Origin of the sequence: Halomonas elongata (assembly GCF_029081005.1) — a bacterium.
GTDB classification, from domain to species: Bacteria; Pseudomonadota; Gammaproteobacteria; order Pseudomonadales; family Halomonadaceae; genus Halomonas; species Halomonas elongata_B.
Genome location: NZ_JAJQTQ010000039.1, coordinates 1 through 24,372 on the forward strand (window position 1 = coordinate 1; position 24,372 = coordinate 24,372).

Below are 24,372 nucleotides of genomic sequence, written 5' to 3' on the forward strand. Positions count from 1 at the left end.
ACGAAGCGGTCACGGTCGGGCCAGTGGGGATCGGCCGGGTTGTGCTGGAGGAAATCGTTCCACAGCACCTCGGCGATATCGGCCATGCCCATGGGGGCGCCGGGATGGCCGGAGTTGGCCTTCTGGACGGCATCCATGGAGAGGGCGCGAATGGCATTGGCCAGTTCGAAACGGGATGGCATTGGGGTTGCTCCTCGCCTGCGGCGGTAGTCTGAGAACACCTTCCGGCCGGGGACTGGGCCGGGCATGTATCTGGCTGGATGCGCCGCGAGACGCGGGCGGCGCGGCCGAATTCGGTCGCTTATTGTCGCCGAGATGCGGACTGCCTTCAAATGCGGGACGATACGCTTCCCGGCGGCCGCGGCGGTGTCGCTAGGAAGGTCGGCGGTGAGCGTGTAGAATTCGCAGCCTATCGGTCTGCCCGGGCCATGGCGAGCATCGCCGCCTGAGGCCTGCTTCACCGCCTGTCCCGGCGGCTTGCCCCTGCCGCCGTCATCCCACCAGCAGAGGGTCGAGGACGCCATGAGCGAATACTCCCTGTTCACCTCCGAATCCGTGTCCGAAGGGCATCCGGACAAGATCGCCGACCAGATTTCCGATGCGGTGCTCGACGCCATCATCGCCCGCGACAAGAACGCGCGGGTAGCGTGCGAGACCATGGTCAAGACCGGCGTGGCCATCGTGGCCGGCGAAATCACCACGTCCGCCTGGGTCGACCTGGAAGACCTGGTCCGCCGGGTGATCCTGGATATCGGCTATACCTCTTCGGATGTGGGCTTCGACGGCGAGACCTGCGGGGTACTCAACCTGATCGGCAAGCAGAGCGTGGATATCGCCCAGGGCGTCGACCGCAGCAAGCCCGAGGATCAGGGCGCCGGCGACCAGGGCCTGATGTTCGGCTACGCCACCGACGAGACCGACTCCTACATGCCGGCGCCGATCCACTATTCGCATCGCCTGGTGGAACGTCAGTCGGAATTGCGTCGACAAGGCCTGCTGCCCTGGCTGCGCCCGGACGCCAAGAGCCAGCTGACCTTCCGCTACGACGAGCGTGGCAAGCCCTGCGCCGTGGATGCCGTGGTGCTGTCGACCCAGCATGATCCGGACATCGACCAGGAAGAGCTGCGCGAGATGGTCCGTCGCGAGATCATCGAGCAGGTGATTCCGGCCGAGTGGCTGACCGAGACCACCCAGTATCACATCAACCCGACCGGCAAGTTCGTCATCGGCGGCCCGGTGGGCGATTGCGGCCTGACGGGTCGCAAGATCATCGTCGATACCTATGGCGGCATGGCGCGCCACGGGGGCGGAGCCTTTTCCGGCAAGGATCCCTCCAAGGTCGATCGCAGCGCCGCTTACGCCGGTCGTTACGTGGCCAAGAACCTGGTGGCTGCCGGCCTGGCCGAGCGCTGCGAAATCCAGGTGTCCTACGCCATCGGGGTGGCCGAGCCGACCTCGGTGTCGATCAACACTTTCGGCACTGGACGGATCAGCGATGAGCGCATCGTCGAGCTGGTGCGCGAGCATTTCGACCTGCGGCCCAATGCCATCACCCGCATGCTCGACCTGCAGCATCCGATGTACCAGTTGACGGCGGCCTATGGCCATTTCGGTCGTGAGCCGTTCGAGCACCGCTACACCTGGACCGATACCCAGGGCGAGGAGCATGTCGAGACCTTCACCGCCTTCCCCTGGGAGAAACTCGATCGGGCTGATGCCCTGCGGGCTGCCGCCGGTCTGTAATCTGACCGGAAGCGAGCGATGAACGCTATTGACCACAGTGTTTGTCGCTGATCTCGCACGTCGTGCCGCCGCGTTTCCAGTGGCGGCCTTCGTGTCTCCTTGCTAGGGTCGAAGCAGGATCGCAGCGCCTTGGGGGGCATGCCATGCTTCGACTCGTCGTCCTGGCATTGTGGTTGTTCTGGCCGACGACGCTTCTCGCCGCCTGCCCGGACTGGTCGGCGGATCGCGCGGAACAGGAAATCGACGCACTGCACGACAGGCTTGCCGCCTGGGATCGGGCCTATCGGCGAGATGGCCGTTCTCCGGTCGATGATGACATCTACGATCAGGCACGGGCGCGTCTCGAGTCCTGGCGTGTCTGCTTTTCCGATATGTCTCCCGGTCCTGCGCCGACCGCTGACATCACGTCCGGCGAACTGGCGCATCCTGTTCCCCAATCCGGACTCGTCAAGCTCGATGATGCCGTCGAGGCGGGCGCCTGGCTGGCAAGGCGCGAGAATGTCTGGGTGCAACCCAAGGTGGACGGCGTGGCGGTCACCCTGGTGTACGAGCAGGGCCAACTCCACCAGGCCATCAGCCGAGGGGATGGACGCTCGGGGCAGGACTGGACGGCCAAGGTACGTTTTATCCCCGCTGTACCGGATGGGCTGCCGACGAAGCGGCGGATCGTGTTGCGTGGCGAACTCTACCGCCGGCTCGACGGACATGTGCAGGCCGAACGGGGTTCTGCCGGGGCCCGTAGTGAGATCGTCGGCTGGCTGGCACGCGATGCACTCGGCGCCGACGAGGCAAGCCGCATCGGGCTGTTCGTCTGGGATTGGCCCGATGGGCCGGAAGCGTTGCCGGAGCGCCTCGCGCGATTGGCCGAGCTGGGATTTCCCGACACGGCCGATTGGACCCTGCCGGCCGAGTCGTTGCAGACGGTGCTGACCCAGCGGGATACCTGGTATAACGCGCCGCTGCCTTTCGCCACCGATGGCGTGGTACTCAAGCAGAGTCGACGGCCCGGCGGAGAAGCCCGGGCCGAGGCGCCGCCGGACTGGGCGGTGGCCTGGAAATACCCGCCGCGCTCGGTGCTGGCCCGGGTGCGTGGCGTCGAGTTTCGTGTCGGCCGTACGGGACGCATCACGCCGCTGCTGCACCTGGTGCCGGTGAGTCTGGCGGGCCGAACCATTCGACGCGTGACCGCAGGCTCGTTCGGTCGCTGGCGGACCCTGGACGTCCGTCCCGGCGATGCCGTGATCATCAGCCTGGCGGGCCAGACCATCCCGCGTCTGGACAGCGTGGCCTGGCGGGCCGTGTCGCGGCCTGAAGTGACGCCGCCGTCGACATCCGATTACCACGCCCTGAGCTGTTGGCATCCTTCGCCGGGTTGCGAAGACCAGTTCCTCGAGCGCCTGGCGTGGCTGGGTGGCCCCGAGGCGTTGGATCTGGCCGGTGTGGGGATCGGTACCTGGCGTTCCCTGGTCGAGGCCGGCCTGGTGACGGACCTGCTCGACTGGATGTCACTCTCCGCCGAGTCGCTGGAAGCGGCCTCGGGAATCGGCGAAGTGAGGGGCCAGCAATTGGTGGGGGCTTTCGCGACTGCTCGCCAGCGTCCCTTCGATGCCTGGGTGGAGGCATTGGGCGCGCCTCCGGGAGCGCTGGCCGGCGAAGAGGCGGAATGGACAGCGCTGGCATCGCGGGATCTGGGGCAGTGGCGCGCCTTGCCCGAGGTGGGCGAGACGCGGGCCGATGCCCTGCGTGACTTCTTTACCGATCCGGAGGTTCGTGGGCTGGCCGAACGCCTGGGCGAGGCGGGCATTGCCGGGTTCCAGGCATCCCGATAGCGCATTTCGGCTTGTCCGCTTTTCATGCGGCTGCCTATAGTGAAGGTCACGTTTTTCCCTGGGAAAGAGGTGACGCATGAACCAGCCTGCCGTATCCGCCGCCACTCATGTGGACTACAAGGTCGCCGATATCGCCCTGGCTGACTGGGGACGCCGCGAGATCCGCATCGCCGAGACGGAAATGCCCGCCTTGATGGCGATTCGCGCGCGTTATCGTGACAGTCAGCCCTTGGCCGGTGCACGCATCGCCGGCTGTATCCACATGACGATCCAGACGGCGGTGCTGATCGAGACGCTGATTGACCTCGGCGCCTCGGTACGCTGGTCTTCATGCAATATCTTCTCGACTCAGGACCATGCCGCCGCCGCCATCGCCGCCGCCGGCATCCCGGTCTTCGCCTGGAAGGGCGAGACCGAGGAGGCCTTCTGGTGGTGCATCGAACAGACGGTCGAGGGGCCCGACGACTGGACGCCCAATCTGGTACTGGACGATGGAGGGGACCTGACCGCCCTGCTGCATGACAAGCGTCCCGAACTGCTCGATGCCATCCATGGCATCAGCGAAGAGACCACCACCGGCGTGCACCGTCTGCTCGACATGTGGCGGGAGGGCTCGCTCAAGGTGCCGGCTATCAACGTCAATGATGCGGTGACCAAGTCCAAGAACGACAACAAGTATGGCTGTCGACACTCGCTCAACGATGCCATCAAGCGTGGCGTGGACCACCTGCTGGCCGGCAAGCAGGCGCTGGTCATGGGGTATGGCGATGTCGGCAAGGGGTCGGCGGCCTCGTTGCGCCAGGAGGGCATGATCGTCAAGGTCGCCGAGATCGACCCCTTGTGTGCCATGCAGGCCTGCATGGACGGTTTCGAAGTGGTATCGCCCTATCAGGACGGCATCAACCGGGGTATGGAAAGTATCGATCGAGACCTGTTGCAGAAGATCGACCTGGTGGTGACCGCCACCGGCAATATCGATGCCTGTGACGCGCCGACGCTTCGTTCGCTCAAGGCCGGGGCGGTGGTCTGCAACATCGGTCATTTCGACAGCGAGATCGACACCGCCTACATGCGTCGCCAGTGGCACTGGGAAGAGGTCAAGCCCCAGGTGCACAAGGTGTACCGTGACAGCGATCCCGGCGAGTACGATCCGCGGAGCCGCGATTACCTGATTCTGCTGTCCGAAGGACGCCTGGTGAACCTGGGCAATGCCACCGGACATCCCTCCCGAGTCATGGATGGCTCCTTCGCCAACCAGGTGTTGGCTCAGATGCATCTCTTCGAGGCAGGCTTCTCCGGGCTGTCCGAAGCCGACAAGCGCGAGGCGCTGGGGGTCCGGGTGCTGCCGCGCCACTTGGACGAGGAAGTGGCGCGTTACATGGTCGAAGGCTTCGGCGGCGTGATCACGCGCATGACCGACGCCCAGGCCGAGTATACCGGCGTGCCAGCCGAAGGGCCCTACAAGCCCGATGGGTATCGCTATTAGTCCGGGCTTCGCCCGGAGCTGGAAGCACGCCCGCTTCGCGGGCTTAAGCTGGAAGCTTGAAGAAAACCCTTGACCCTATGATGGCGGGGTTCATGCTGTCTTCCAGCTTCCAGCTTCCAGCTTCCAGCTTCCAGCTTCCAGCTTCCAGCTTCCAGCTTCCAGCTTCCAGCTTCCAGCGACACGAGATCGTCATCCGGCCGCCATGGCATGGTCATGGCTGGGGGGCAGCCTGACAGGGCATCGTCAGGAGGATGTCCCATGCCGAATCCCATGCCCGTGCGAACCCTGTTCGTCTCCGATGTCCATCTGGGAACCCGGGACTGCCAGGCGGAACTCCTGGCCAGTCTGTTGCGTCGCGTGCGTCCCGAACGTCTCTACCTGGTCGGTGATATCGTCGATCTGATCGCCATGCGCAAGCGCGCGGTACTTCCTCAGGCGCAACAGCGCCTGGTGGCGCGTTTGCTGCGCCTGGCACGCGGTGGCTGCGAGATCATCTACATTCCCGGCAACCATGATGCCGCCTTCCGACGGCTGTGTGGCCTGAAGGTCCATCGAGTTCGCATCGAGCACCGCATGGTGCATGCCACCGCCGATGGCCGTCGCCTGCTGGTCAGCCATGGTGACGAATTCGACACGCATGTCCGCATTGCGCCCTGGATGCTGGCCCTGGGGGATGGCATGCACCAGTTCGTGCTGGCCCTCAATCGCTGGTGCAACCGGGGACGTCGCCTGCTGGGAATGCCCTACTGGTCGCTTGCCGCTGCCCTCAAGCGTCGAAGCGGCGCTGCACAGCGCTATGTCGCCCAGTTCGAGCAGGCCGCGTTGCACCAGGCGGCCCGGGAGGGGTTGGATGGTTATGTCGGCGGTCATATCCACAAGGCCGGCTTCCGTGCCCGGGACGGCGTGCTCTATTGCAACGATGGCGACTGGGTGGAGCATTGTACGGCGCTGATGGAAGCACCGAGTGGTCGCCTGCAACTGATCGACTGGCGAGGCGAGGTGATTGCCGTGGAGCCCCTTGTTGCCCGTGAGCGTCAGGCTGGCGAGGGCGTGCGGGGGACGGTCGAGGTGTCGCCTGAGCCGCAGTGAGCCTTATTCGTCCTCGACGTTCGCCAGTGCTCGGCAGGCGTCGAGCACTTCCTCGGCCAGGGCATCGTCATTGAGGGTGCGGGCGATCGCCATCCCGCCGATCATGGTGACGGCCTGCTGCAAGGCACGCCGACGCATCGGCGCCTCCGTGCCAGCCGCCTGGCAATGGGCCACAAAGCCGCTGAATAGGCGTGTATAGGCCTTGCGCACCTGGTCATCCTGTTGGGCGACATCGCTGACCAGGCAGGCCAGCGGGCAGTTCACGTCCTCCCCACGCCGGTGGGTGTCGCTTAGATAGCCGAGCACACGCTCCCGAGGGTCGGTGTCTGCCAGGTGGGCCGAGCTGGTAAGGGCGGCGTGGCGTAGCGCTTCTGCATAGAGGTCGCCCTTGGAAGCAAAGTGGGCGTAGAAGGCGCCGCGGGTCAGGCCGGCCTGACGCATTACGTCATTGATGGTGGTGCCCTCGAAGCCGTGGTGGGTGAACAGAGTCGCGGCGGCGTCGAGGATCTGGTGACGGGTGCGGGGCTTGTGATCGGCGCTCCACGGCATGGTGAATGTCCTCCTCGGATGATGGTCTCAAGGCCCTTTCGAGCAGGGCAACCAGAATGGCACATCAGCACTATATGTTCTTGAACATATAGTGCTGTGGATTAGCCTGCCATTATCCATCCAACGAAGGAGTGCCCCCGAATGACCGCTTCCGTACATATCGTCGGCCCCCAGTTCAGCACGTTCGTGCGCAGCGTCCAGCTGTGCTGCGAGGAGAAGTCGATCCCTTACACGCTGGGCGCCGAGGCCGGAGGGCGGCCTCTGGCGATACATTCGCCGGAGCACTATGCGCTGCATCCCTTCGGCAAGGTGCCGATCCTGTTGCATGGCGAACGGCGCCTGATCGAGACGCCCAGCATCTGCCGCTATCTGGATGCCGCCTTCGATGGGCCGGCCCTGCAGCCGGCGGAAGCCTGGGCTCGCGCGCAGACCGATCAATGGACCGGCGTCCTTGCCGGCTATGTGGATCAGGCCCTGGTGCGTCGCTACTTGCTGGAATTCGTCTTCCCCAAGGGCGAGGGCGGGGCCATTCGCGAGGATGCGGTGGCCGAGGCCCGGCCCGGGGTTGATCGGGTACTCGCGCTGCTGGAGAGGCAACTGGACGAGGGCGAGCACCTGGTGGGTGATGACTTCACCATTGCCGATGCGATCGCCGCGCCGATGCTCGATTATCTCGCTGGCCTGCCCGCCGCCGAGGAGTTGTTCGCCGAAACCCCTCGCCTGGTGACCTATATCGAGCGGCTACGGGGCCGGCCTGCTGCACGTCGGGTGCTGGTGGCGCCAGACCTGGGGCGTGACTAGCCGCCGACCAGTGGCGCCAGCCAACCCAGGTAAAGCGGGATCAACAGCGGTGCAGCCAGGGTGGTGATCAGCACCGCCAGCGCTCCTTTCTCCGGGGCGATACCGAGTTCCATGGCGACCACCACCACATTGGCGGCCATGGGGACCACCCCGATCAGCAACAACGCCATGGCGAGTTCCGTCGAGATCCCGACCGTGGATTGCAGACCTAGCACGACACCGAGCGCCAAGAGTGGCCACAGTAGATAACGGACCGCCACGCAGGCCCCGATGAAGCGCCAGTCGAACTGCCGCAGTGTCACTCGGCCGAGGGTCATGCCAATGATCATCATGCCGAGCAGGGTATAGGTGGGCGGAAAGACCTCGAGCCCTTCCATGATGGCATCGGGCACGCCGAGACCCAGTGCCTCGACCAGTAGCGCCGCAAGGAAGGCGTAGATCAGCGGCAGGCGCAGGATCTTGAGCAGACTCTGGCGGGCCGAGAAGCGACCACGGGCGCTCAGATAGAATCCCAGGGTGAATTCATAGAGGGTCACGCCGAGCACCCCGAACAGGTATAGCGTCACGCCCGTCGGCGGCAACAGCACAAGCGCCACCGGCAGGCCGAAGTAGCCGGTGTTGCCGGTCCCGGCCGAGAAGGCGAGGACTGCGCTCTCTTCGTCGGGAAGAGCGTGGCGCGCCAGGCGGTTGATCACCAGGGCGACCAGGCTGGCGCACAGGAAGAGTGCACCGGTCACCAGCAGATAGGCGGGAGTGGGGCCGCCAAGAACCAGGCCACGGAAGAAGGTCAGGGGCGCGATCAGGTAGATCAGCAGGGTAGCGATGGGGCGTGGATCGATGGACAGTCGCCGCGCGGCGAGCCACCCGAGCCCGACAAAGGCCAGGAGTGTCCATAGCGGGCCCATCAGCGTGCCGGGTTCCAGGGTCATGATGCCTCCATCCTTGAGTCGAAGCGGATGAATATCATGCCTGGACGGCATGAAGCTGTCAGTGAGGGAGGGGTTTATCGACTTGCTTAGAGCATCCGGTTATAGTTGAGCTTGTTGTTATATGAAATGCATTGATGGTGTCCGGCGAAACTTTCATTGGTCCCGATGTCCGGGAGTAGTCACAATGGCCGCGTCACCGATACAGACGAGGAATCACCGATGAGCGCGCGACCGCACCCGCTGGATATCAGCTTCGAGTTCTTTCCGCCCAATACCGATGCCGGGCGCGATAAGCTGATGCGTGCCCGGGATGCGCTGGCTTCACGGGATCCGCGCTTCTTTTCCGTCACTTATGGTGCCGGTGGTTCCACTCAGCATCGTACCCTGGATGCCGTCAAGGCGGTTCGCGAGTGCGGCATTGATACGGCGCCGCATCTGTCGTGCGTCGGTAGCGAGAAGGCCCAGTTGCGTGACCTGCTCACGCGCTTCCGTGAGGATGGCATCAAGCGGCTGGTGGCCCTGCGCGGGGATCTGCCGTCGGGGATGGGTGGAGTCGGCGAGCTGCGTTATGCCAACGAGCTGGTCGAGTTCATCCGTGAGGAGACCGGCGATCACTTCGAGATCGCCGTGGCGGCCTATCCGGAGTCTCATCCACAGGCGCCCAGCTTCGATCGAGATGTGGAAAACTTCGCCCGCAAGATGCGGGCCGGGTCGGATCTTGCCATTACCCAGTATTTCTTCACGGCCGAGGCGTATTTTCATTTCGTCGAGAGGGCCAGGGCCCTGGGCGTCGAAGCGCCTATCGTGCCGGGCATCATGCCCATCACCAATTACACCAAGCTGGCGCGCTTTTCCGATGCCTGCGGCGCCGAGATCCCGCGCTGGATCCGCAAGCAACTCGAGGCTTACGGCGACGACAGCGAGGCCATCGCGGCCTTCGGCGAGGAGGTGATCTCGCGGCTGTGTCAGCAACTGCTCGACGGTGGTGCGCCGGGGCTGCACTTTTATACGCTGAACCAGGCCCAGCCGACCCTGAAGGTGCTGGATAACCTGCGGTATTGAGCCGCTCTGGACGAGAGAGCATGCACAGCCCGGATGGGGAGCCGGGGACGAGTTGAAGCGAGGCTCATCCGGTCGAAAAATACAGGGGCCCCGCCGAATCACTCGGCGGGGCCCCTGTCCATCATCACCAGCGGTTTCTTGATTCAGCTCGTCGTGGCCGGTCGGGTACCGCCATCGTTGCGGCCGCGCTGCATCAGGAAGAGCGCGATGCCGATGGCCAGACCGGCCACGTCGGTGACGAGGCCGCCGTAGATCATGCACAGCGCACCGACCAGCATGACGATTCGCTGCCAGGCCTTCACCGGGCCGAAGAACCAGGCCTGCACGGTGGCCGACAGCAGCACGATACCCAGGGTCGCCGTCACGCCGACCCGCAGGATCTGCATCCAGGAGCCCTCCATCAGCATCGCCGGGCTGTAGAAGAACATGAAGGGCACGATGAATGCCGCCAGGCCGATCTTGAACGAAGCCACCGAGGTGCCCATGGCCTTGTCGCCGGAGATGCCCGCCGCCGCATAGGAGGCGAGTGCCACCGGCGGGGTGATGGCCGAGACCACGGCGAAGTAGAACACGAAGAAGTGCGCCACCAGCGGCTGGATACCGATCTCGATCAAGCCCGGTGCCACCACCGAGGCGGCCACTGCATAGGCCGCCGTGGTCGGCATGCCCATGCCCAGCAGGATCGAGATGCACATGGCGAAGAACAGAGCCAGCAACTGGCTGACTCCCGCCAGGCCCAACAGCAACGAGGAGAAGCGGGCGCCCACGCCGGTCAGGGCGATCACGCCGACGATCAGGCCGGCGCAGGCGCACACGGCGATGATCTGGATCGACATGCTGCCGGCCAGTTGCAGCGCCTGGAGGATAGCGCGCAGGCCCATCTTGTTCGGTGACAGCCAGCTCACCACGGCTGCCGAGGCCGTCGCCAGGGTGCCGGCACGAATCACCGAGTAGCCCATGAACAGGGCAGCGATCAGGATGATGATCGGCGCGAAGAGATAGACCTGCTTGACCAGGCGGCGGAACTTCGGGATCTCGTCGCTGCGCATGCCGCGCATGCCCTTGCGTGCCGCCTCGAAGTCCACCATGCAGTAGATCGAGAGAAAGTAGAGGATGGCCGGAATCAACGCCGCCACGGCGATCTCGGTATAGGGGATGCCGGTGACCTCGGCCATGATGAAGGCCCCTGCGCCCATGATCGGCGGCATGATCTGGCCACCGGTGGAGGCGGCGGCTTCGATGGCACCGGCGCTGCGGGCCGGATAGCCGACCTTCTTCATCAGCGGAATGGTCAGCGAGCCGGTGGAGACCACGTTGCCGGCGCTGGTGCCGTTGATCATGCCCATCAGCCCGGAAGCGAAGATCGATACCTTGGCTGGACCGCCGCGCGCACGGCCTGCCGCGGCGAAGGCGAAGTTGACGAAATAGTCGCCGACCTTCGAGGCCTGCAGAAAGGCGGCGAAGATGATGAACAGGATGATGTAGGTCGAGGACACCGCGGTGGTCGGTCCGAGGATGCCCGCGTCGGTGTAGACCTGACTGAAGAAGCGACCGATCGAGAGCCCCGGATAGCCGAGAAAACCCGGCAGGTGGGGGCCGACGAAGACATAGCCCAGAAAGATCGCCGAGATGATCACGAGTGCCAGGCCGGCGACGCGTCGGGTCAGCTCGAGGATCAGCAGCGAACCGGCGATGGCTGCGTAGGAGATGCCCATGGGTGCGAAAGAGGTGCCGGTGGAGGCGCGCAGCGGGCTATTGAACATCACCAGCAGATAGCCGGCCACGGCCATGGCACAGATCATCAGCACCAGGTCCGCCGGCGAGAGGCGATGCTGGACCTGACGATAGCCCCAGGACAGCAGGATGCCGGCCACGGTGGCCAGGATCAGCGGATAACCGAAATGCCAGGCCTCGATCTCGGGGGCAATACGCATGGCACCGGCGCTCATTTCCTGCTGCATCAGTACCACGCGTACCAGCGCATACAGCGCGGGAATCAGCAGGGCATAGCTTAGCCAGCGCATCCAGTCGGCGGAGCGTTGGCCGTCATCGTCGGCGAACCGGGTACCGGCATAGAGACCGAAACCGAGGATCAGTGCGCCGGCGATGTGCAGAATGCGAAACGACCAGGTCTCGAGAGGGTAGACGTTGAGCGAGACCAGATGGAAGAGAGAGTAGGCAATGGCAAGGATGCCGAAGAGCAGCCACTGCCAGCCGCTGTAGAGGCGCCGATTGGGTTCCGCGGCGACATCGTCGACGCCTTCGGCGTTGACGGATTGAACGTCGTCGGTGGTGGCCTCGTCACGGGGTTCGGAAGTATGCGACATGAAAACACCCTTGGGTGTGGAACGGAGGAGCCAGCGGGCAGCCCCGCACCGGTATGGCCGGCACGGGGCGAGGGAGCGAGAAGACGCTTACAGTTTCAGGTCTTCGGGAATCTCGTAGCCGTTCTCCTCATACCAGCGCACTGCGCCCGGGTGGAAGGGCAGCACGGTGTTGTACTCGAGGTTTTCCGGCACACTGAATTCGGCGCTGCGGTGGATATCGCGCATCTTGTCGTTGTTCTCCATGCTCAGCTTGGTGACCTCGTAGACGAGGTCTTCGGGCAGGTCACAGCCGGCGATGGTGAAGTTCCACATGGAGACGGCCCGGGCATCCTCGTCGAGGGTCTCGTAGGTGCTGGCCGGGATCTCGAAGGCGGAAACCGGAAACTCTTCCATCACCTTGGCCTGTTCCTCCTCGGTGAACTCGATGATGTTCACGTCGGTCTGGACCTCGAGCTGACTGACGGCAGGAATCGGAATGCCGGCGGCGAAGGCGATGACGTCGATCAAGCCATCCTGCAACTGGCCGCCCAGGTCGTTCCAGCCGCCATTGCGGCGATCGAACTCGACGCCCAGGGTCTCGAGCATGGCCGGGAAGTAGGTATCGGAAGTGGAAGCCGCCGGGCCGAAGCCGATGCTGGCGCCATCGGGGATGTCGGAGATCGACTCGATACCGCTGTCGGCCAGGGTGGTGATGGAGAACGGTGTCTCGTACATGGGGAAGAGAGCACAGACATTGTCCATCTTCACGCCAGGAGCCAGTGCACTTTTGCCTGCCACGGCATCGGCGGCAGGGCCCATGGTGGTCAGGCCGAAGGCTACTTCTCCATTGTGAACGAGAGCGAGGTTCTGGTTGGGGCCGCCGGTGACTTCGCCACCGCCGGACAGGTCGAGTTCGTCGGCGATCAGGTTGGCCCAGCCGGAACCGTAGACGAAGTAGGTGCCGCCCTGGCTGGCGGTGCCCACGGTGAAGTTCTCCGGCCAGTCGGCGCGATCGGCCTGGGCGGTGCCGGCGATCAGCATGGCGCTGGTCAGGGTGCCGGTGATCAGGCGAGTCTTGAGGGTCATGGCGTGTCTCCCGCTACATTCTGATTGTGGATATCGATCCGGTGCCGGACCGACTTGGGTGTACGCTCCTAACTTATAGCAGGGGACGTTCCAGAAATGTAGGAAGACTTTTTTATCAATAAGTTACTTTTTTTGTTTGCGACCAAGGTCGAAGGTCTTGGTGGTCGATGGGGCCGGAGTTCCACACAACGGGATCGCCTCCCTGTGCGGAATTCCGCACAGGGAGGCGCAGGTTAGTGTCGCTGTTGACCGGGATCGAGAATCCGCACGGTCTGCAGGTCATCGGGCTGTGATGCCTGTTCTTCATGGGAGTGGCTGATCCGGGTCTCGAGCTCGGGAGGCGTCTCCTCCTCGATGGGCAACTGCTCGAAAAAATCGCAGCTGACGCAATCCCGGTAGCGCATGCCGTTCTGTTCCCAGCTGCGGATGCGGTCCATCTCGGCGCAGCGGGGGCAGATGGCGCCGGCGATGAAGCGTTTCTGATTGGCCATGTGGCCTCCTGGTGACGCGGCGCCGGGGAGCCCCCGGCGCCAGGATGCGGTAAAGCGGGGTGTCAGGCGGCGCGAATGCCACTGTGACGCAGCAGCGGTTCGACGCTCGGTTCGCGGCCTCTGAAGTCGCGGAACAGGTCGGCGGCGTCCCGGGAACCGCCGCGCTCGAGAATCTCGGTGCGAAAGCGCCGCCCCGTCTCCGGGTCGAAGATGCCGGCCTCCTCGAAGGCGCTCCAGGCATCGGCGGACAAGACTTCGGCCCATTTGTAACTGTAGTAGCCCGCCGCATAGCCACCGGCGAAGATGTGGCCGAAACCGTTCTGGAAGCGGTTGAAGTCGACGCGCGGAACCACCGAGACGGCATCGCGTACCTCGTCGAGCAGTGCCTGGATATCGGCGGCGCCGGGCGAGGTGGTTTCGAGGTGCAGGCGGAAGTCGAACAGGGAGAATTCCAGCTGGCGCACCATGCCCATGGCGGACTGGAAGTTCTTGGCAGCCAGCAACTTGTCGAACAACTCGTCGGGCAGCGGCTCGCCGGTCTCCACGTGGCCGGCGATAAGATCAAGGCCCTCGCGCTCCCAGCAGTAGTTTTCCATGAACTGGCTGGGCAGCTCGACCGCGTCCCAGGCCACGCCGTTGATGCCGGAGATGTCGGCGATGGTCTGGCGGGTCAGCATGTGATGCAGGCCATGGCCGAACTCATGGAACAGGGTGGTGACTTCGTCATGGGTCAGCAGGGCCGGTGCCTCGCCCACGGGGCGCGTGAAGTTGCAGGTCAGGTAGGCTACCGGCAGTTGCAGGGTGCCGTCTTCTTCACGGCGTACGCGGCATTCGTCCATCCAGGCGCCGCCACGCTTGCCTTCGCGAGCATAGAGATCCAGGTAGAAGCCTGCGATCGGGGCGCCTTCTTCCATGATATGGAAGAAGCGCACGTCGGGATGGTAGCGCGGTGCCTCGCCGTCTTCCTCGAAGGTCACGCCATAGAGTTTTTCGACGACCTTGAACAGTCCGTTGACCACTCGAGGAGCGGGAAAGTAGGGGCGCAGTTGTTCGTCGGAGATGGCATAACGTGCTTCGCGCAGTTTCTCGCTGGCATAGCCCACGTCCCAGGGCGCCAACTCGGGCAGACCCAGCTGTTCCCGGGCGAAGGCTACCAATTCGGCGTACTCTTCGCGTGCCTGGGGCACGGCGCGTTCGGCGAGGTCGTTCAGAAAGCCGATCACGCCCTGCGGGGAATCGGCCATCTTGGTGGCCAACGAATAGTCGGCATAGGTCGCGAAGCCCAGCAGTTCGGCCAGTTCGCGGCGCAACGCCAGGGTTTCTTCCATGATGGGCGCGTTGTCGAACTCGCCGGCATTGGGGCCGGTCTCGGAGGCGCGTGTGACGAAGGCGGTATAGACCTCTCGGCGCAGTTCGCGGTCATCGGCGTGGGTCATCACCGGAAAGAAGCTGGGGAAGTCCAGGGTGATGCGATAGCCCTTCTGACCCTTGGCCTCGGCGTTGGCCGCCAGGGTTGCCAACGCGCTTTCCGGCAGGCCGGCCAGACGACGGTCGTCGTCCAGCGCCAGGTGCCAGGACTGGGTGGCATCGAGCAGCTGGTTGGAGAAGGTGTTGGCCAGGCTCGACAGGCGGGCCTGGATCTCGCCGTAGCGTTGCTTCTCGTCGGTCGGCAGGTCGACGCCGGCCAGGCGGAAGTCGCGCAGGGCATTGTCCACGGTACGACGCTGACCTTCGTCGAGCTCCTCCCAGGCCGGACCGTCCTTGAGCGCTTGCCAGGCACGAAAGAGGCCTTCGTGCTGGCCTAGCCAGGTGGTGTAGTCGGAGAGCATGCCCAGGCTTTGTTCATAGGCCTCGCGCAGGGCCGGGTTGTTCATGGTGCCGTTGAGGTGCGACACCGGTGACCAGGCGCGGGAAAGGCGGTCGTTCAGGGCCTCCAGGGGTGCGGCCAGAGTCTCCCAGGTGGGCGTTTCGCGTTCGGCCCGGGTGACCAGGGCTTCGATGGCCTCGCGGTTTTCCGCGAGCAGGGTCTCGATGGCCGGCACCACGTGCTCGGGCTTGATCTCGGCGAAAGGGGGCAGCGAGTGGGCGTCGAGCAGTGGGTTCGTGGACATGCACACCTCGGTTGATGATGGGAATGCCCGTTAGATGCGGGCGGCTGTGTCGGGTTTCAATGTGTCAGGCGCTGCCTGAACGTGTCTGCGCTCGGTTATACGACATTGAAAATCTCTCAAAATGCTCATTTAGTCTTGGTAGACTCCGCGTTTTTGTAGATTTCCGCCTTGTGACCCACATGGATGTGGGAAATGCGTTGGCCCGCCGGGAGCGGGCCTAGCCCTCGCTCGCTGGCTTTTGGGACAGCGCTGAGGCTTGGCGGCCTTTCACCCCTGGCCGGAGACAGACGATGAACGAGACCCTGGAGCGCTGGAGCAGTCGCCGGGCTTTTATATTAGCGGTGACCGGGGCTGCCGTCGGGCTGGGGAATATCTGGCGGTTTCCCTATATTACCGGCGAGAATGGTGGGGCCGCTTTCCTGTTGCTCTATGTGGCCTTCGTGGTGCTGCTGGGTGTCCCGGTGATGATGGCCGAAATCCTGATCGGTCGCGCCGGGCGCCGGAGCCCGATGCAGTCGCTCGGCCACCTCGCCGCCGAGGCGGGTGCCAGTGGGCATTGGCGCTGGTTGGGGTTGTTCGGCGCCTTCACGGTGTTCTGCATTCTGTCGTTCTATTCGGTGGTGTCGGGCTGGTCCATCGAGTTCCTCGTCGATGCGGTCAATGGTGACTTCGTCGGGCGTAGCGCCGCCGAAGTCGGCGCCGGTTTCGATGCCTTCCTCGCCGACCCGGCGCGCATGGCCTTCAACCACACCCTGTTTCTGGTGATGACCATGCTGGTGGTTGCGGCAGGGGTGTCCAAGGGGTTGGAGAAACTCAACAACGTCCTGATGCCGTTGCTCTATCTGCTGTTGCTGGTGCTGGCGGGACACGCGGCGACTACCAGCGGTTTCGGGCCGGCGTTGTCCTGGCTGTTCACCCCGGACCCGTCGGCGGTCACGCCGATGGTGATGGTGCATGCCATGGGGCATGCCTTCTTTACCCTGGCGGTGGGGGCCTGTGCGCTGATGGCCTATGGCGCCTACATGCCGGATCGTCAGAGCCTTTCCCGAGCGGCGGCCTCGGTGGCGGTGCTGGATGTGACGGTGGCGTTGCTGGCGGGTATCGCCATTTTCTCGGTGGTGTTCTCCCAGGGCATGGATCCCGGAGAAGGGCCGGGATTGATGTTCGTCACCCTGCCGGTGGCCTTCGCCGAATTGCCTTTCGGCGCTTTCTGGCTGTCGCTGTTCTTCCTGCTGCTGCTGCTGGCGACCTGGACCTCGTCGATCAACCTTGCCGAGCCCATGGTCGCGACCCTTCAGGGCTGGGGGATCGGTCGTGGCAAGGCGACGGCAGTGGTCGGGCTGACGGTCTGGTCGCTGGGCCTGCTGTCGGTACTCTCCTTCTCGACACTGGCCGATGTCGAGATCCTGTTCGGGATGAATGCCTTCGCCCTGGTCAGCACGATTCCGCCGGAAATCTTCCTGCCGGTGGGCGGGTTGCTGATCGCGATCTTTGCCGCCTGGGTGATGCCCGAGTCCGTTGCTTCGCGCGCCCTGGGCGCCGGCCCGGTCGGGTTCCGTGTCTGGCGCTTGCTCGTGCGCTGGGTGTCGATTCCGCTGACGCTGGTAGTATTGGTGTCAGGATTACTGTGATGACGGGAGGTGGATGATGAGCGAGGCGACGACGCTTCGGTCCTGGCGTGGTGTAACGCCGCAACTGGGGGAACGGGTTTATATCGACCCCCAGTGCATGGTGCTGGGGGATGTCGAACTGGGCGATGACTGCTCGGTATGGCCCATGACGGTGATCCGTGGTGATATGCACCGTATTCGCATCGGAGCGCGGACCAGCGTGCAGGACGGCAGCGTGCTGCATATCACCCACGCCAGCGACTTCAATCCCGATGGGTTTCCGCTGACCATCGGCAATGAGGTGACCATCGGCCACAAGGCGATCCTGCATGGTTGCACCCTGGGCGATCGTATCCTGGTGGGCATGGGAGCCATCGTCATGGATGGCGCCGTGGTCGAGGATGAGGTGATCATCGCTGCCGGGGCCGTGGTGCCGCCGGGCAAGCACCTGGCCGGTGGTCATGTCTATGCCGGCAATCCCGCCAAGGCGCTGCGGCCGCTCAAGGACAAGGAGCGTGCCTTCTTCCCGTATACCGCGGGCAATTACGTCAAGCTCAAGGATGAGTACCTGTCGGCCACCGACGCATGATAGCGCCGGGGTATCGTTAACCGATTGTTCTGCATGCCGGTTCTGCGCGATAATGGATGTTTATCCAGTTATCGAGGTGCTCCGGCATGGCCGACTTTCGAACGCATCTCAGCGTCGCCGCGGGGGGTGGTGGCCTCCTGGCTCTGGCCGGCTGGCAGGCGGATCTGTGGACGTCGTTACAGACGCTGCCGGTGATGGTGTTGACCGCCTTCGGCGGCATCCTGCCGGATATCGATTCCGACCACTCTCATGCCGTGCGCCTGGTCTTCGGTGTGGCCGCCGTGCTGGCCGTTGTCGCCGGGGCCGTGCTTCTGCGCCCCTGGCTGGGGATGGGGGCCCTGCTGGCGACTTGCGGGGGGCTTTATATCGGGGTGCGCTACGTGCTGGCGCCGATCTTCAAGCGTTTTTCTGTCCACCGGGGCATCTGGCACTCGCTGCTGGCGGCCGGTCTGTGCGGGTTGGCAACGAGTGCGGCGAGCTACCGTTTGCTCGAGCAGCCGGCCTGGCTGGCCTGGATTCAAGGGCTGGCGCTGGTGCTGGGGTGCCTGATTCACTTGCTGCTCGATGAGCTGTACAGCGTCGACCTGGCCGGGACGCGCATCAAGCGCTCCTTCGGGAGCGCCTTCAAGCTGTTCGACTATCGTGAGCCGATCAATTCCGGCCTGATGCTGCTGCTGGCTTGCGGCACGATCCCCTGGTTGCCGCCGTGGTCGGTGCTGGGCGACCTGTGGGTTCAGGGATCGGTGCTGTGGCGATAGTGCTCGGCCTTCAGGTTGTGACGTTTCAGCTTGTCGTAGAGGGTCTTGCGGGGTAGTCCCAGGTGCTCGCAGACGTCGGTGACATGCCCATGGTGACGGGCCAGGGCCTGGCTGATCAGCTGTTTCTCGAAGAGTTCGACCTGCTCGGGCAAGGACTGCTCGGCGCCGTCGTTACCCACGCCTTCCATCAGCATGTCGAGACGATAGTCGCAGGTAACGCCGAGCAACACATAGCGCTCGGCGAGGTTGCGCAGCTCTCGGGCATTACCGGGCCAGTCATGGGCGAGCAGTGCCGAGATGCCCGCCGCATCGAGGGGCGGCGCCTCCATGCTGCTGCGGCTGGCGGCCACGGCGGCGAAGTGCTGGAACAGCAGCGGGATATCTTCGCGGCGTTCGCGCAACGGCGGGATCGGCAGGGTTACCACATTGAGCCGGTAGTAGAGGTCCTCGCGAAACTCGCCGGCCTCGGCGGCGGCCTTGAGGTCGATCTTGGTGGCGGCGATGACCCGGATATCCAGCGACACCGGCTGGTTGGAGCCCAGGCGCTCGACGGTGCGCTCCTGCAAGACGCGGAGCAGCTTGACCTGCAGGGCCAGTGGCATCGATTCGATCTCGTCGAGGAAGACGGTGCCGCCGGCGGCGTGCTCGAACTTGCCGATGCGTCGCTCCAGGGCGCCGGTGAAGGCCCCCTTTTCGTGGCCGAACAGCTCCGACTCGATGGTGCTTTCCGGAACCGCGCCGCAGTTGATGGCGACGAAGGGACGACCGCCGCGGGGGCTGCGTTCGTGGATGGCCCTGGCCACCAGGTCCTTGCCGGTGCCGGTCTCGCCGAACAGCAGCACATCGGCTTCGACACGACTGATGCGCTGGACCATGGCGGCCAGGCGCTGGATGACCGGTGTGCGGCCGACGAGTCGAGGCCCGGGCGCCGATTGTTGTGCTTCCAGTTCGGCCTTCAGGGCGCGGTTTTCCAGGCTAAGGCGGCGCTTTTCACTGCCGCGTCGCACCACTTCGATCAAGCGTTCGCCAGCGAAGGGCTTTTCCAGGAAGTCCCAGGCCCCCTCGCGCATCGCTTCCACGGCGGTGGAAATGTCGCCGTGGCCGGTGATCAGGATGACCGGGAGGTCCGGATCGCGACGGCGGACTTCGCGCAGCAGGGCCATGCCGTCCATGCCCGGCATGCGAATGTCGCTGACCACGACGCCGGCGAAATCGGTCTCGAGTTCCGCCAGGGCGGTCTCGGCGCTCTCGAACGGTCGGGGCGTATAACCGGCCAGCTCGAGCGTCTGGCCGGCAGTGATACGCAGGTGGGCCTCGTCATCGATGATCATCACCGGGACATCCGTGTGGTCATGCATGAGTCGATGGCTCCTTGGTCGCTCGGCGGGCCTCCGGCCCGGGATCGCGTGGCAGGGTAATGGTGAACAGGGCGCCGCCGCCAGAGGGGTTATCGGCCTCGATCCGGCCTCCCAGGTCGTCGATGATGCGTCCGGAGATGGAGAGGCCCAGCCCCAGTCCACTGCCAGTGGACTTGGTGGTGAAGAACGGCTCGAAGACGCGCGATATCTGGGACTCGGCAATGCCGGGACCGCTATCGGCCACGCTAATGTACACCAGCTCCGATGTCGACTCGATGGTCAGCGTCAGATGCGGTGTGGCGGTGTCTGCCATGGCCTGAAGCGCGTTGCCGATCAGATTGACCAGGACCTGCTCGAGGCGCACCGGGTCGGCACGTACCCAGATGTCTTCCACTTGCCAGTGCCGTGCCACCGTGACATCGAGTTCGTTGAGTCGGGCCTGGAACAACCGCAACGCATAGTCGAAGCAGGAAGGCACCGAAACGGCGGTGAGGGTATCGCCGCTCTTGCGCGAGAACTGCCGCAACTGGGCACTGATCTCGGACATGCGGTCGGTGAGTTCGATGATCTGGTCGAGATTGGCGTCCGCGGTCTCGGCTCGGCCGCGCTCGATGAAGGCGCGGGCGTTCTCGGCATAGGCCCGGATCGCCGACAGGGGCTGGTTGAGTTCATGATTGATGCCGGCGGCCAGCTGGCCGAGCACGGCGAGCTTGGCGGCCTGCACCAGTTCGTCGCGGGTTTCGCGCAGGCTGTCTTCGGCGCGGCGGCGTTCCTCGATCTCGTCGGACAGCCGCTGGTTGGTGGTCACCAGGTCGTGGGTCCGTTTGGCCACGTTGCGCTCGAGCTCGTCCCGGACCCGGGCCAGGGTCTGGCGCTCGCGTTCGGCGAAGCGCTCGCGCTCCCGGCGCAGACGCAGGCGTTGCCAGCCGATGCCACCCCCCAGCGCGATCAGACCGTAGAGACCGCCGGCGAGCAGCGAGGATACCCACTGCGCATTCACCACCGGCGTCAGTGGTTTGAGGATGTGCATGTTCCATTCGAAGTCCGGCATGGCTCGGGTCAGACTGAGGTAGCGTCGATCCTGGAGGGGGCCGGAGGAAAAGTCGACCAGGCGAGTGCGCGGATCGCGCTTCTCGAGTTCCTGAATGCCGGCGTGCGGGAGGGGCTCGTCGGCATATCGCCGCGAGTCGTGAAGCGCCTCGCGTTCGGTGCCGCTGAGCGGGGTCATGGCGGTCAGCCGTAGTGCCGGCTGGCTGGCCATGAAGATGATGCCGTCACGGTCGGTGATCAGCAGCTCGGCATCCTGCTCGCTCCAGCTCTGTTCCACGGCATCGAGCTTGATCTTGAGCACCATGACGCCGGCGGGTGTGGCGGAGGGTGTCGATTCCTCCAGCCAGACCGGTGCCGAGAAATAGTAGCCTCGATCCCCTGATTGTGTGCCCAGGCCATAGAAGCGTCCGTTGCGGCCTTGAATGGCTTCCTGATAGTAGCGTCGGTAGTCGTAGTTCTCGCCGATGAAGGTGTCGGGGCGGTGCCAGTTGCTGGCGGCCAGGGTGTCGGCACGGTGGTCAAGCAGGTAAATGTCGGAGACCCCGGCGGTAGCACGGAAACGGTCCAGCATCAGGTTGAGCGGCATGGGGTTCTGGCTGTCCGGTGAAGACAGGAAGCGCTTGACCATCTCCCGCGATGCCAACAGCTCCGGCAGGTAGTCATGACGGGACAGGTGACCGACCAGGCCGGCCGCCGAAAGTCGTAGTTCGTTCTCGGCATCGCGACGCAGGTCCTGCAGCGCCTGTTCCCTGGCGACCTGGGCGGTCTGCCACATGCACAGGGCAAGGCCGGCCAGCCCGAGCCCTGCGAACAGGCCGCGCAAGATGCGCTGGCGCCGCGTCAATCGATGGCCTCCGACCATGGTTCAGGACGGCGCCGTCGGCATGGTCTGGGCCCGGCGCAGTGAGCGCTGGGCCCGGGTCTCGGCGCGGGCCACTTCCAGCAACCCTTCCTCGACGTAGACCAGGTGCTCATGGGAATGGTTGCGGGCGTCCTCGGCGCGTCCCTCGAGGATGGCATCCAGCAGGGCGCGGTGCTGCGCCATCAACTGCTGTCGAGCGTCGGGTTTGTCGAGCAGATGCCCCAGGTTGTCGACGATGCTGCGCTCGAGCTGGTGGAAAATGCCTCGAATGGTGTGCAACAGCATGACGTTGTGAGCCGCTTCGGCGATGGCCAGGTGAAAGGCGGCGTCTGCTCTGGCCTCGCTCGCGGGGTCGCGGCTGGCGAAGCAAGCCTCGAGTTCCTCGAAACGTTCGAGCAATACGGCTCTGTCCGTGGGGGTGGAGCGAAGGGCAGCGTAGTAGGCCGACAGGCTCTCCATGGCATCTCGGAACTCCAGCAGATCCAGATGGAATTCACTGTGGCGGGAGAGCATGTCGAGCAGTGGGTCGGCGTAGCCGCTGTGAAGTTCCTCGGTAATGAAGGTCCCGCCCCCCTGGCGGCTGGTCAGCAGGCCGCGAGCGGCGAGCTTCTGTATTGCCTCGCGCACCGAAGGACGCGACACGCCGAAGCGTTCGGCGAGTTCGCGTTCCGCCGGCAGTCGTTGCCCGGGTTTCAGACTACCTTCGAGAATGAGCCCCTCGAGTCGTTCGGTGATGACGTCGGCGAGGCGGGGCTGGCGGACGGGTTGATAGGACATGTCGTGACCTTCGCTGAGGAGGCGGGCATCAGGGGATGCATGATATCGCCGTGGAATTGGTATTACCAATAGCCGTCTAGAGATTCTCGATATTGGTCATACCAAATTACTGGTAGAGATGAAGAGCAGGCAAGGGGATTGTGAGCCAGTCCCGGAGAGGTGATCGAGTGTAGGCTCTTGCTCGCTACCAAAGCCGGGTTTGACAGTCGTTTCAGCGGACCATAACGTGCGAGAACGAAGAAGGATTAATTGGTTTTACCAATTTTCATCGTGTCTGCGCTAAGAAGACGAGTTCGGACCAGCCCTGTGCCTGTGTCGTCGGCACTTTCCGGGGTTCGTCACGAACACCGCACTGGCCATTCATCGATGACTCATCCATTGCTCAGGGCTCGCCATGATCATTTCAGCTGCCACGGACTATCGCCAGGCCGCCAAGCGTCGCATTCCTCCCTTTCTCTTCCACTACGCCGATGGGGGTGCCTATGCCGAGCGTACGCTGCGGCGCAATGTCGAGGATCTTGCCGATATTGCCTTGCGTCAGCGCGTGCTGAAGGACATGTCCACCTTGTCGTTGGAGACCGAGCTGCTCGGCGAGCCCATGGCGATGCCCGTCGCCCTGGCCCCTGTGGGACTGACGGGCATGTACGCCAGGCGAGGTGAGGTGCAGGCGGCCAGAGCCGCGGTCAGGAAGGGCATCCCCTTCACGTTGTCCACGGTATCGGTATGCCCCATCGACGAGGTCGCCTCTGCAGTGGATCGCCCCCTCTGGTTTCAGCTTTATGTGCTGAAGGACAGGGGGTTCATGCGGCATGTCCTGGAGCGCGCCAAGGCCGCTGGCATCAAGACGCTCGTCTTCACGGTCGACATGCCCGTGCCGGGGGCGCGTTATCGCGATGCCCACTCAGGCATGAGCGGCAGGCATGCAGCGATCCGTCGAATGCTGCAGGCCGTGACCCATCCAGCCTGGGCCTGGGACGTGGGTGTTCATGGCCGTCCTCATGACCTGGGCAATGTGTCGGATTATCGCGGTCAGCCGACGGAACTCGAGGATTACATCGCCTGGCTGGGCGATAACTTCGACCCCTCCATCTCCTGGCAGGATCTGGAATGGATTCGCGAGTTCTGGGATGGCCCGATGATCATCAAGGGGATCCTCGACCCCGAGGATGCCCGTGATGCCGTTCGCTTCGGGGCGGATGGCATCGTCGTCTCCAACCATGGTGGCCGCCAGCTTGACGGTGTGCCCTCTACTGCACATGCCTTGCCCGCCATCGCCGACGCGGTCAAGGGCGATCTGGCCATCCTGGCCGACTCCGGCGTGCGTAGTGGGCTCGATGTCGTGCGTATGATCGCCATGGGGGCCGATACCGTCTTGCTGGGGCGCGCTTTTGTCTATGCACTCGCTACCGCCGGGGAGGCGGGAGTGGCCCACTTGCTCGAGCTGTTCGAGAAGGAAATGCGGGTCGCGATGACGCTCACCGGGGCGCGTGCCATCTCCGATCTTGGACCGGACTCGCTGGTTGCGGGCTCGAGTCGTGATGGAAGCTGAGCGCTCTCTTCATGCTGAAGTGCCACCTTTAACGGTCGAACGGGGAGGGGCCATCGTGCGGCTGTCCGCCAGTGGAATCGTGCCACTCTGCAGGTGAAGCGACTCGTGTATCACCAGAAAGAATGGAATGCCCGGGCATCGTCGGGGCATCTGCCGGGGACTTCGCGTATATAGAGATTGGCCGTGTCGAAGAGGGAGCGTGTCGTCGTGACGTTCGTTCGGGACGATTTGGCAAAAAGTCCTTGCGTGGTGACGAGGATATCCGTAAAGTACGCATCCGCTGCCGGCGACGGGTCAACGTCGCAAGCGGTGAAGGGTGGTAGAAGCCCCTGTTTTG

Annotated in this window: 21 protein-coding genes; 10 read left to right on the plus strand and 11 right to left on the minus strand. The window is 64.2% G+C overall.

The features are described from left to right. Positions 1-182, minus strand: a 182-nt coding sequence (locus tag LU493_RS18360) for a hypothetical protein (RefSeq protein ID WP_275289256.1), incomplete at its 3' end; no start/stop codon positions are given. Positions 183-522: 340 nt separating this feature from the next. Between LU493_RS18360 and metK the strand changes: the two genes are divergently transcribed. The 4 genes from metK to LU493_RS18380 all read left to right on the plus strand — a co-directional run bounded on the left by metK (position 523) and on the right by LU493_RS18380 (position 6,147). Beyond that, entirely contained in the window at positions 523-1,743 is a 1,221-nt protein-coding gene (gene metK, locus LU493_RS18365; RefSeq protein WP_275289257.1) for a methionine adenosyltransferase, read from the plus strand. Positions 1,744-1,886: 143 nt separating this feature from the next. Further along, on the plus strand, positions 1,887-3,572 hold the full coding sequence (gene ligB / locus LU493_RS18370) for an NAD-dependent DNA ligase LigB (protein ID WP_275289258.1): 1,686 nt from the start codon (positions 1,887-1,889) through the stop codon (positions 3,570-3,572). A 76-nt stretch (positions 3,573-3,648) separates the two neighbouring features. Then, the gene (ahcY, locus tag LU493_RS18375) at positions 3,649-5,058 is read left to right on the plus strand and encodes an adenosylhomocysteinase (RefSeq protein ID WP_275289259.1); all 1,410 of its coding nucleotides are present in this window, start codon (positions 3,649-3,651) and stop codon (positions 5,056-5,058) included. 258 nt (positions 5,059-5,316) lie between these two features. Next, the gene (locus tag LU493_RS18380; RefSeq protein WP_275289260.1) at positions 5,317-6,147 is read left to right on the plus strand and encodes a UDP-2,3-diacylglucosamine diphosphatase; all 831 of its coding nucleotides are present in this window, start codon (positions 5,317-5,319) and stop codon (positions 6,145-6,147) included. Between the two features lie 3 nt (positions 6,148-6,150). Here the strand turns inward: LU493_RS18380 and LU493_RS18385 are convergent, their stop codons facing one another. Further along, the gene (locus LU493_RS18385; protein WP_275289261.1) at positions 6,151-6,696 is read right to left on the minus strand and encodes a TetR/AcrR family transcriptional regulator; all 546 of its coding nucleotides are present in this window, start codon (positions 6,694-6,696) and stop codon (positions 6,151-6,153) included. A 141-nt stretch (positions 6,697-6,837) separates the two neighbouring features. Between LU493_RS18385 and LU493_RS18390 the strand changes: the two genes are divergently transcribed. Next, positions 6,838-7,497 carry a glutathione S-transferase family protein gene (locus tag LU493_RS18390; RefSeq protein ID WP_275289262.1) on the plus strand — a complete coding sequence of 220 codons (660 nt, stop codon included), beginning with the start codon at positions 6,838-6,840 and terminating at the stop codon, positions 7,495-7,497. On the opposite strand, the gene LU493_RS18395 is transcribed toward LU493_RS18390, so the two are convergent. After that, positions 7,494-8,426, minus strand: coding sequence for an AEC family transporter (locus LU493_RS18395; RefSeq protein WP_275289263.1), 933 nt, complete (start codon positions 8,424-8,426; stop codon positions 7,494-7,496). The genes LU493_RS18390 and LU493_RS18395 overlap by 4 nt on opposite strands. Positions 8,427-8,645: 219 nt before the next feature. Here LU493_RS18395 and metF point away from each other — a divergent pair, with 219 nt between their 5' ends. Continuing rightward, a complete protein-coding gene (gene metF / locus LU493_RS18400) occupies positions 8,646-9,488 on the plus strand; it encodes a methylenetetrahydrofolate reductase [NAD(P)H] (RefSeq protein ID WP_275289264.1) in 843 nt (280 codons plus the stop codon). 143 nt (positions 9,489-9,631) lie between these two features. Here the strand turns inward: metF and LU493_RS18405 are convergent, their stop codons facing one another. From LU493_RS18405 to prlC, 4 genes are all read right to left on the minus strand, one after another. Beyond that, the gene (locus tag LU493_RS18405) at positions 9,632-11,815 is read right to left on the minus strand and encodes a TRAP transporter permease (RefSeq protein WP_275289265.1); all 2,184 of its coding nucleotides are present in this window, start codon (positions 11,813-11,815) and stop codon (positions 9,632-9,634) included. An 87-nt stretch (positions 11,816-11,902) separates the two neighbouring features. Then, positions 11,903-12,880, minus strand: coding sequence for a TAXI family TRAP transporter solute-binding subunit (locus tag LU493_RS18410; RefSeq protein WP_275289266.1), 978 nt, complete (start codon positions 12,878-12,880; stop codon positions 11,903-11,905). 233 nt (positions 12,881-13,113) lie between these two features. Beyond that, on the minus strand, positions 13,114-13,371 hold the full coding sequence (locus LU493_RS18415; protein ID WP_275289267.1) for a YheV family putative zinc ribbon protein: 258 nt from the start codon (positions 13,369-13,371) through the stop codon (positions 13,114-13,116). A 62-nt stretch (positions 13,372-13,433) separates the two neighbouring features. Continuing rightward, complete coding sequence (prlC, locus tag LU493_RS18420) at positions 13,434-15,482, minus strand: oligopeptidase A (RefSeq protein ID WP_275289268.1); 2,049 nt, start codon at positions 15,480-15,482, stop codon at positions 13,434-13,436. 290 nt (positions 15,483-15,772) lie between these two features. Between prlC and LU493_RS18425 the strand changes: the two genes are divergently transcribed. The 3 genes from LU493_RS18425 to LU493_RS18435 all read left to right on the plus strand — a co-directional run bounded on the left by LU493_RS18425 (position 15,773) and on the right by LU493_RS18435 (position 18,439). Continuing rightward, positions 15,773-17,113, plus strand: a complete 1,341-nt coding sequence (locus tag LU493_RS18425; protein WP_275289269.1) for a sodium-dependent transporter — start codon at positions 15,773-15,775, stop codon at positions 17,111-17,113. 16 nt (positions 17,114-17,129) lie between these two features. Further along, positions 17,130-17,681 carry a gamma carbonic anhydrase family protein gene (locus LU493_RS18430; protein ID WP_275289270.1) on the plus strand — a complete coding sequence of 184 codons (552 nt, stop codon included), beginning with the start codon at positions 17,130-17,132 and terminating at the stop codon, positions 17,679-17,681. Positions 17,682-17,767: 86 nt separating this feature from the next. Beyond that, the gene (locus tag LU493_RS18435) at positions 17,768-18,439 is read left to right on the plus strand and encodes a metal-dependent hydrolase (RefSeq protein WP_275289271.1); all 672 of its coding nucleotides are present in this window, start codon (positions 17,768-17,770) and stop codon (positions 18,437-18,439) included. On the opposite strand, the gene LU493_RS18440 is transcribed toward LU493_RS18435, so the two are convergent. The 3 genes from LU493_RS18440 to LU493_RS18450 are packed head-to-tail and all read right to left on the minus strand — an operon-like array spanning position 18,415 to position 22,486. Further along, positions 18,415-19,797, minus strand: a complete 1,383-nt coding sequence (locus LU493_RS18440; RefSeq protein ID WP_275289272.1) for a sigma-54-dependent transcriptional regulator — start codon at positions 19,795-19,797, stop codon at positions 18,415-18,417. The genes LU493_RS18435 and LU493_RS18440 overlap by 25 nt on opposite strands. Further along, complete coding sequence (locus LU493_RS18445; RefSeq protein WP_275289273.1) at positions 19,790-21,709, minus strand: sensor histidine kinase; 1,920 nt, start codon at positions 21,707-21,709, stop codon at positions 19,790-19,792. The genes LU493_RS18440 and LU493_RS18445 overlap by 8 nt, the downstream gene beginning before the upstream one ends. A gap of 3 nt (positions 21,710-21,712) precedes the next feature. Continuing rightward, entirely contained in the window at positions 21,713-22,486 is a 774-nt protein-coding gene (locus LU493_RS18450) for a GntR family transcriptional regulator (protein ID WP_275289274.1), read from the minus strand. Between the two features lie 394 nt (positions 22,487-22,880). Between LU493_RS18450 and lldD the strand changes: the two genes are divergently transcribed. After that, complete coding sequence (lldD, locus tag LU493_RS18455; protein ID WP_275289275.1) at positions 22,881-24,035, plus strand: FMN-dependent L-lactate dehydrogenase LldD; 1,155 nt, start codon at positions 22,881-22,883, stop codon at positions 24,033-24,035. Between the two features lie 110 nt (positions 24,036-24,145). Here the strand turns inward: lldD and LU493_RS18460 are convergent. Then, positions 24,146-24,372, minus strand: a 227-nt coding sequence (locus LU493_RS18460; protein WP_275289276.1) for a hypothetical protein, incomplete at its 5' end; no start/stop codon positions are given.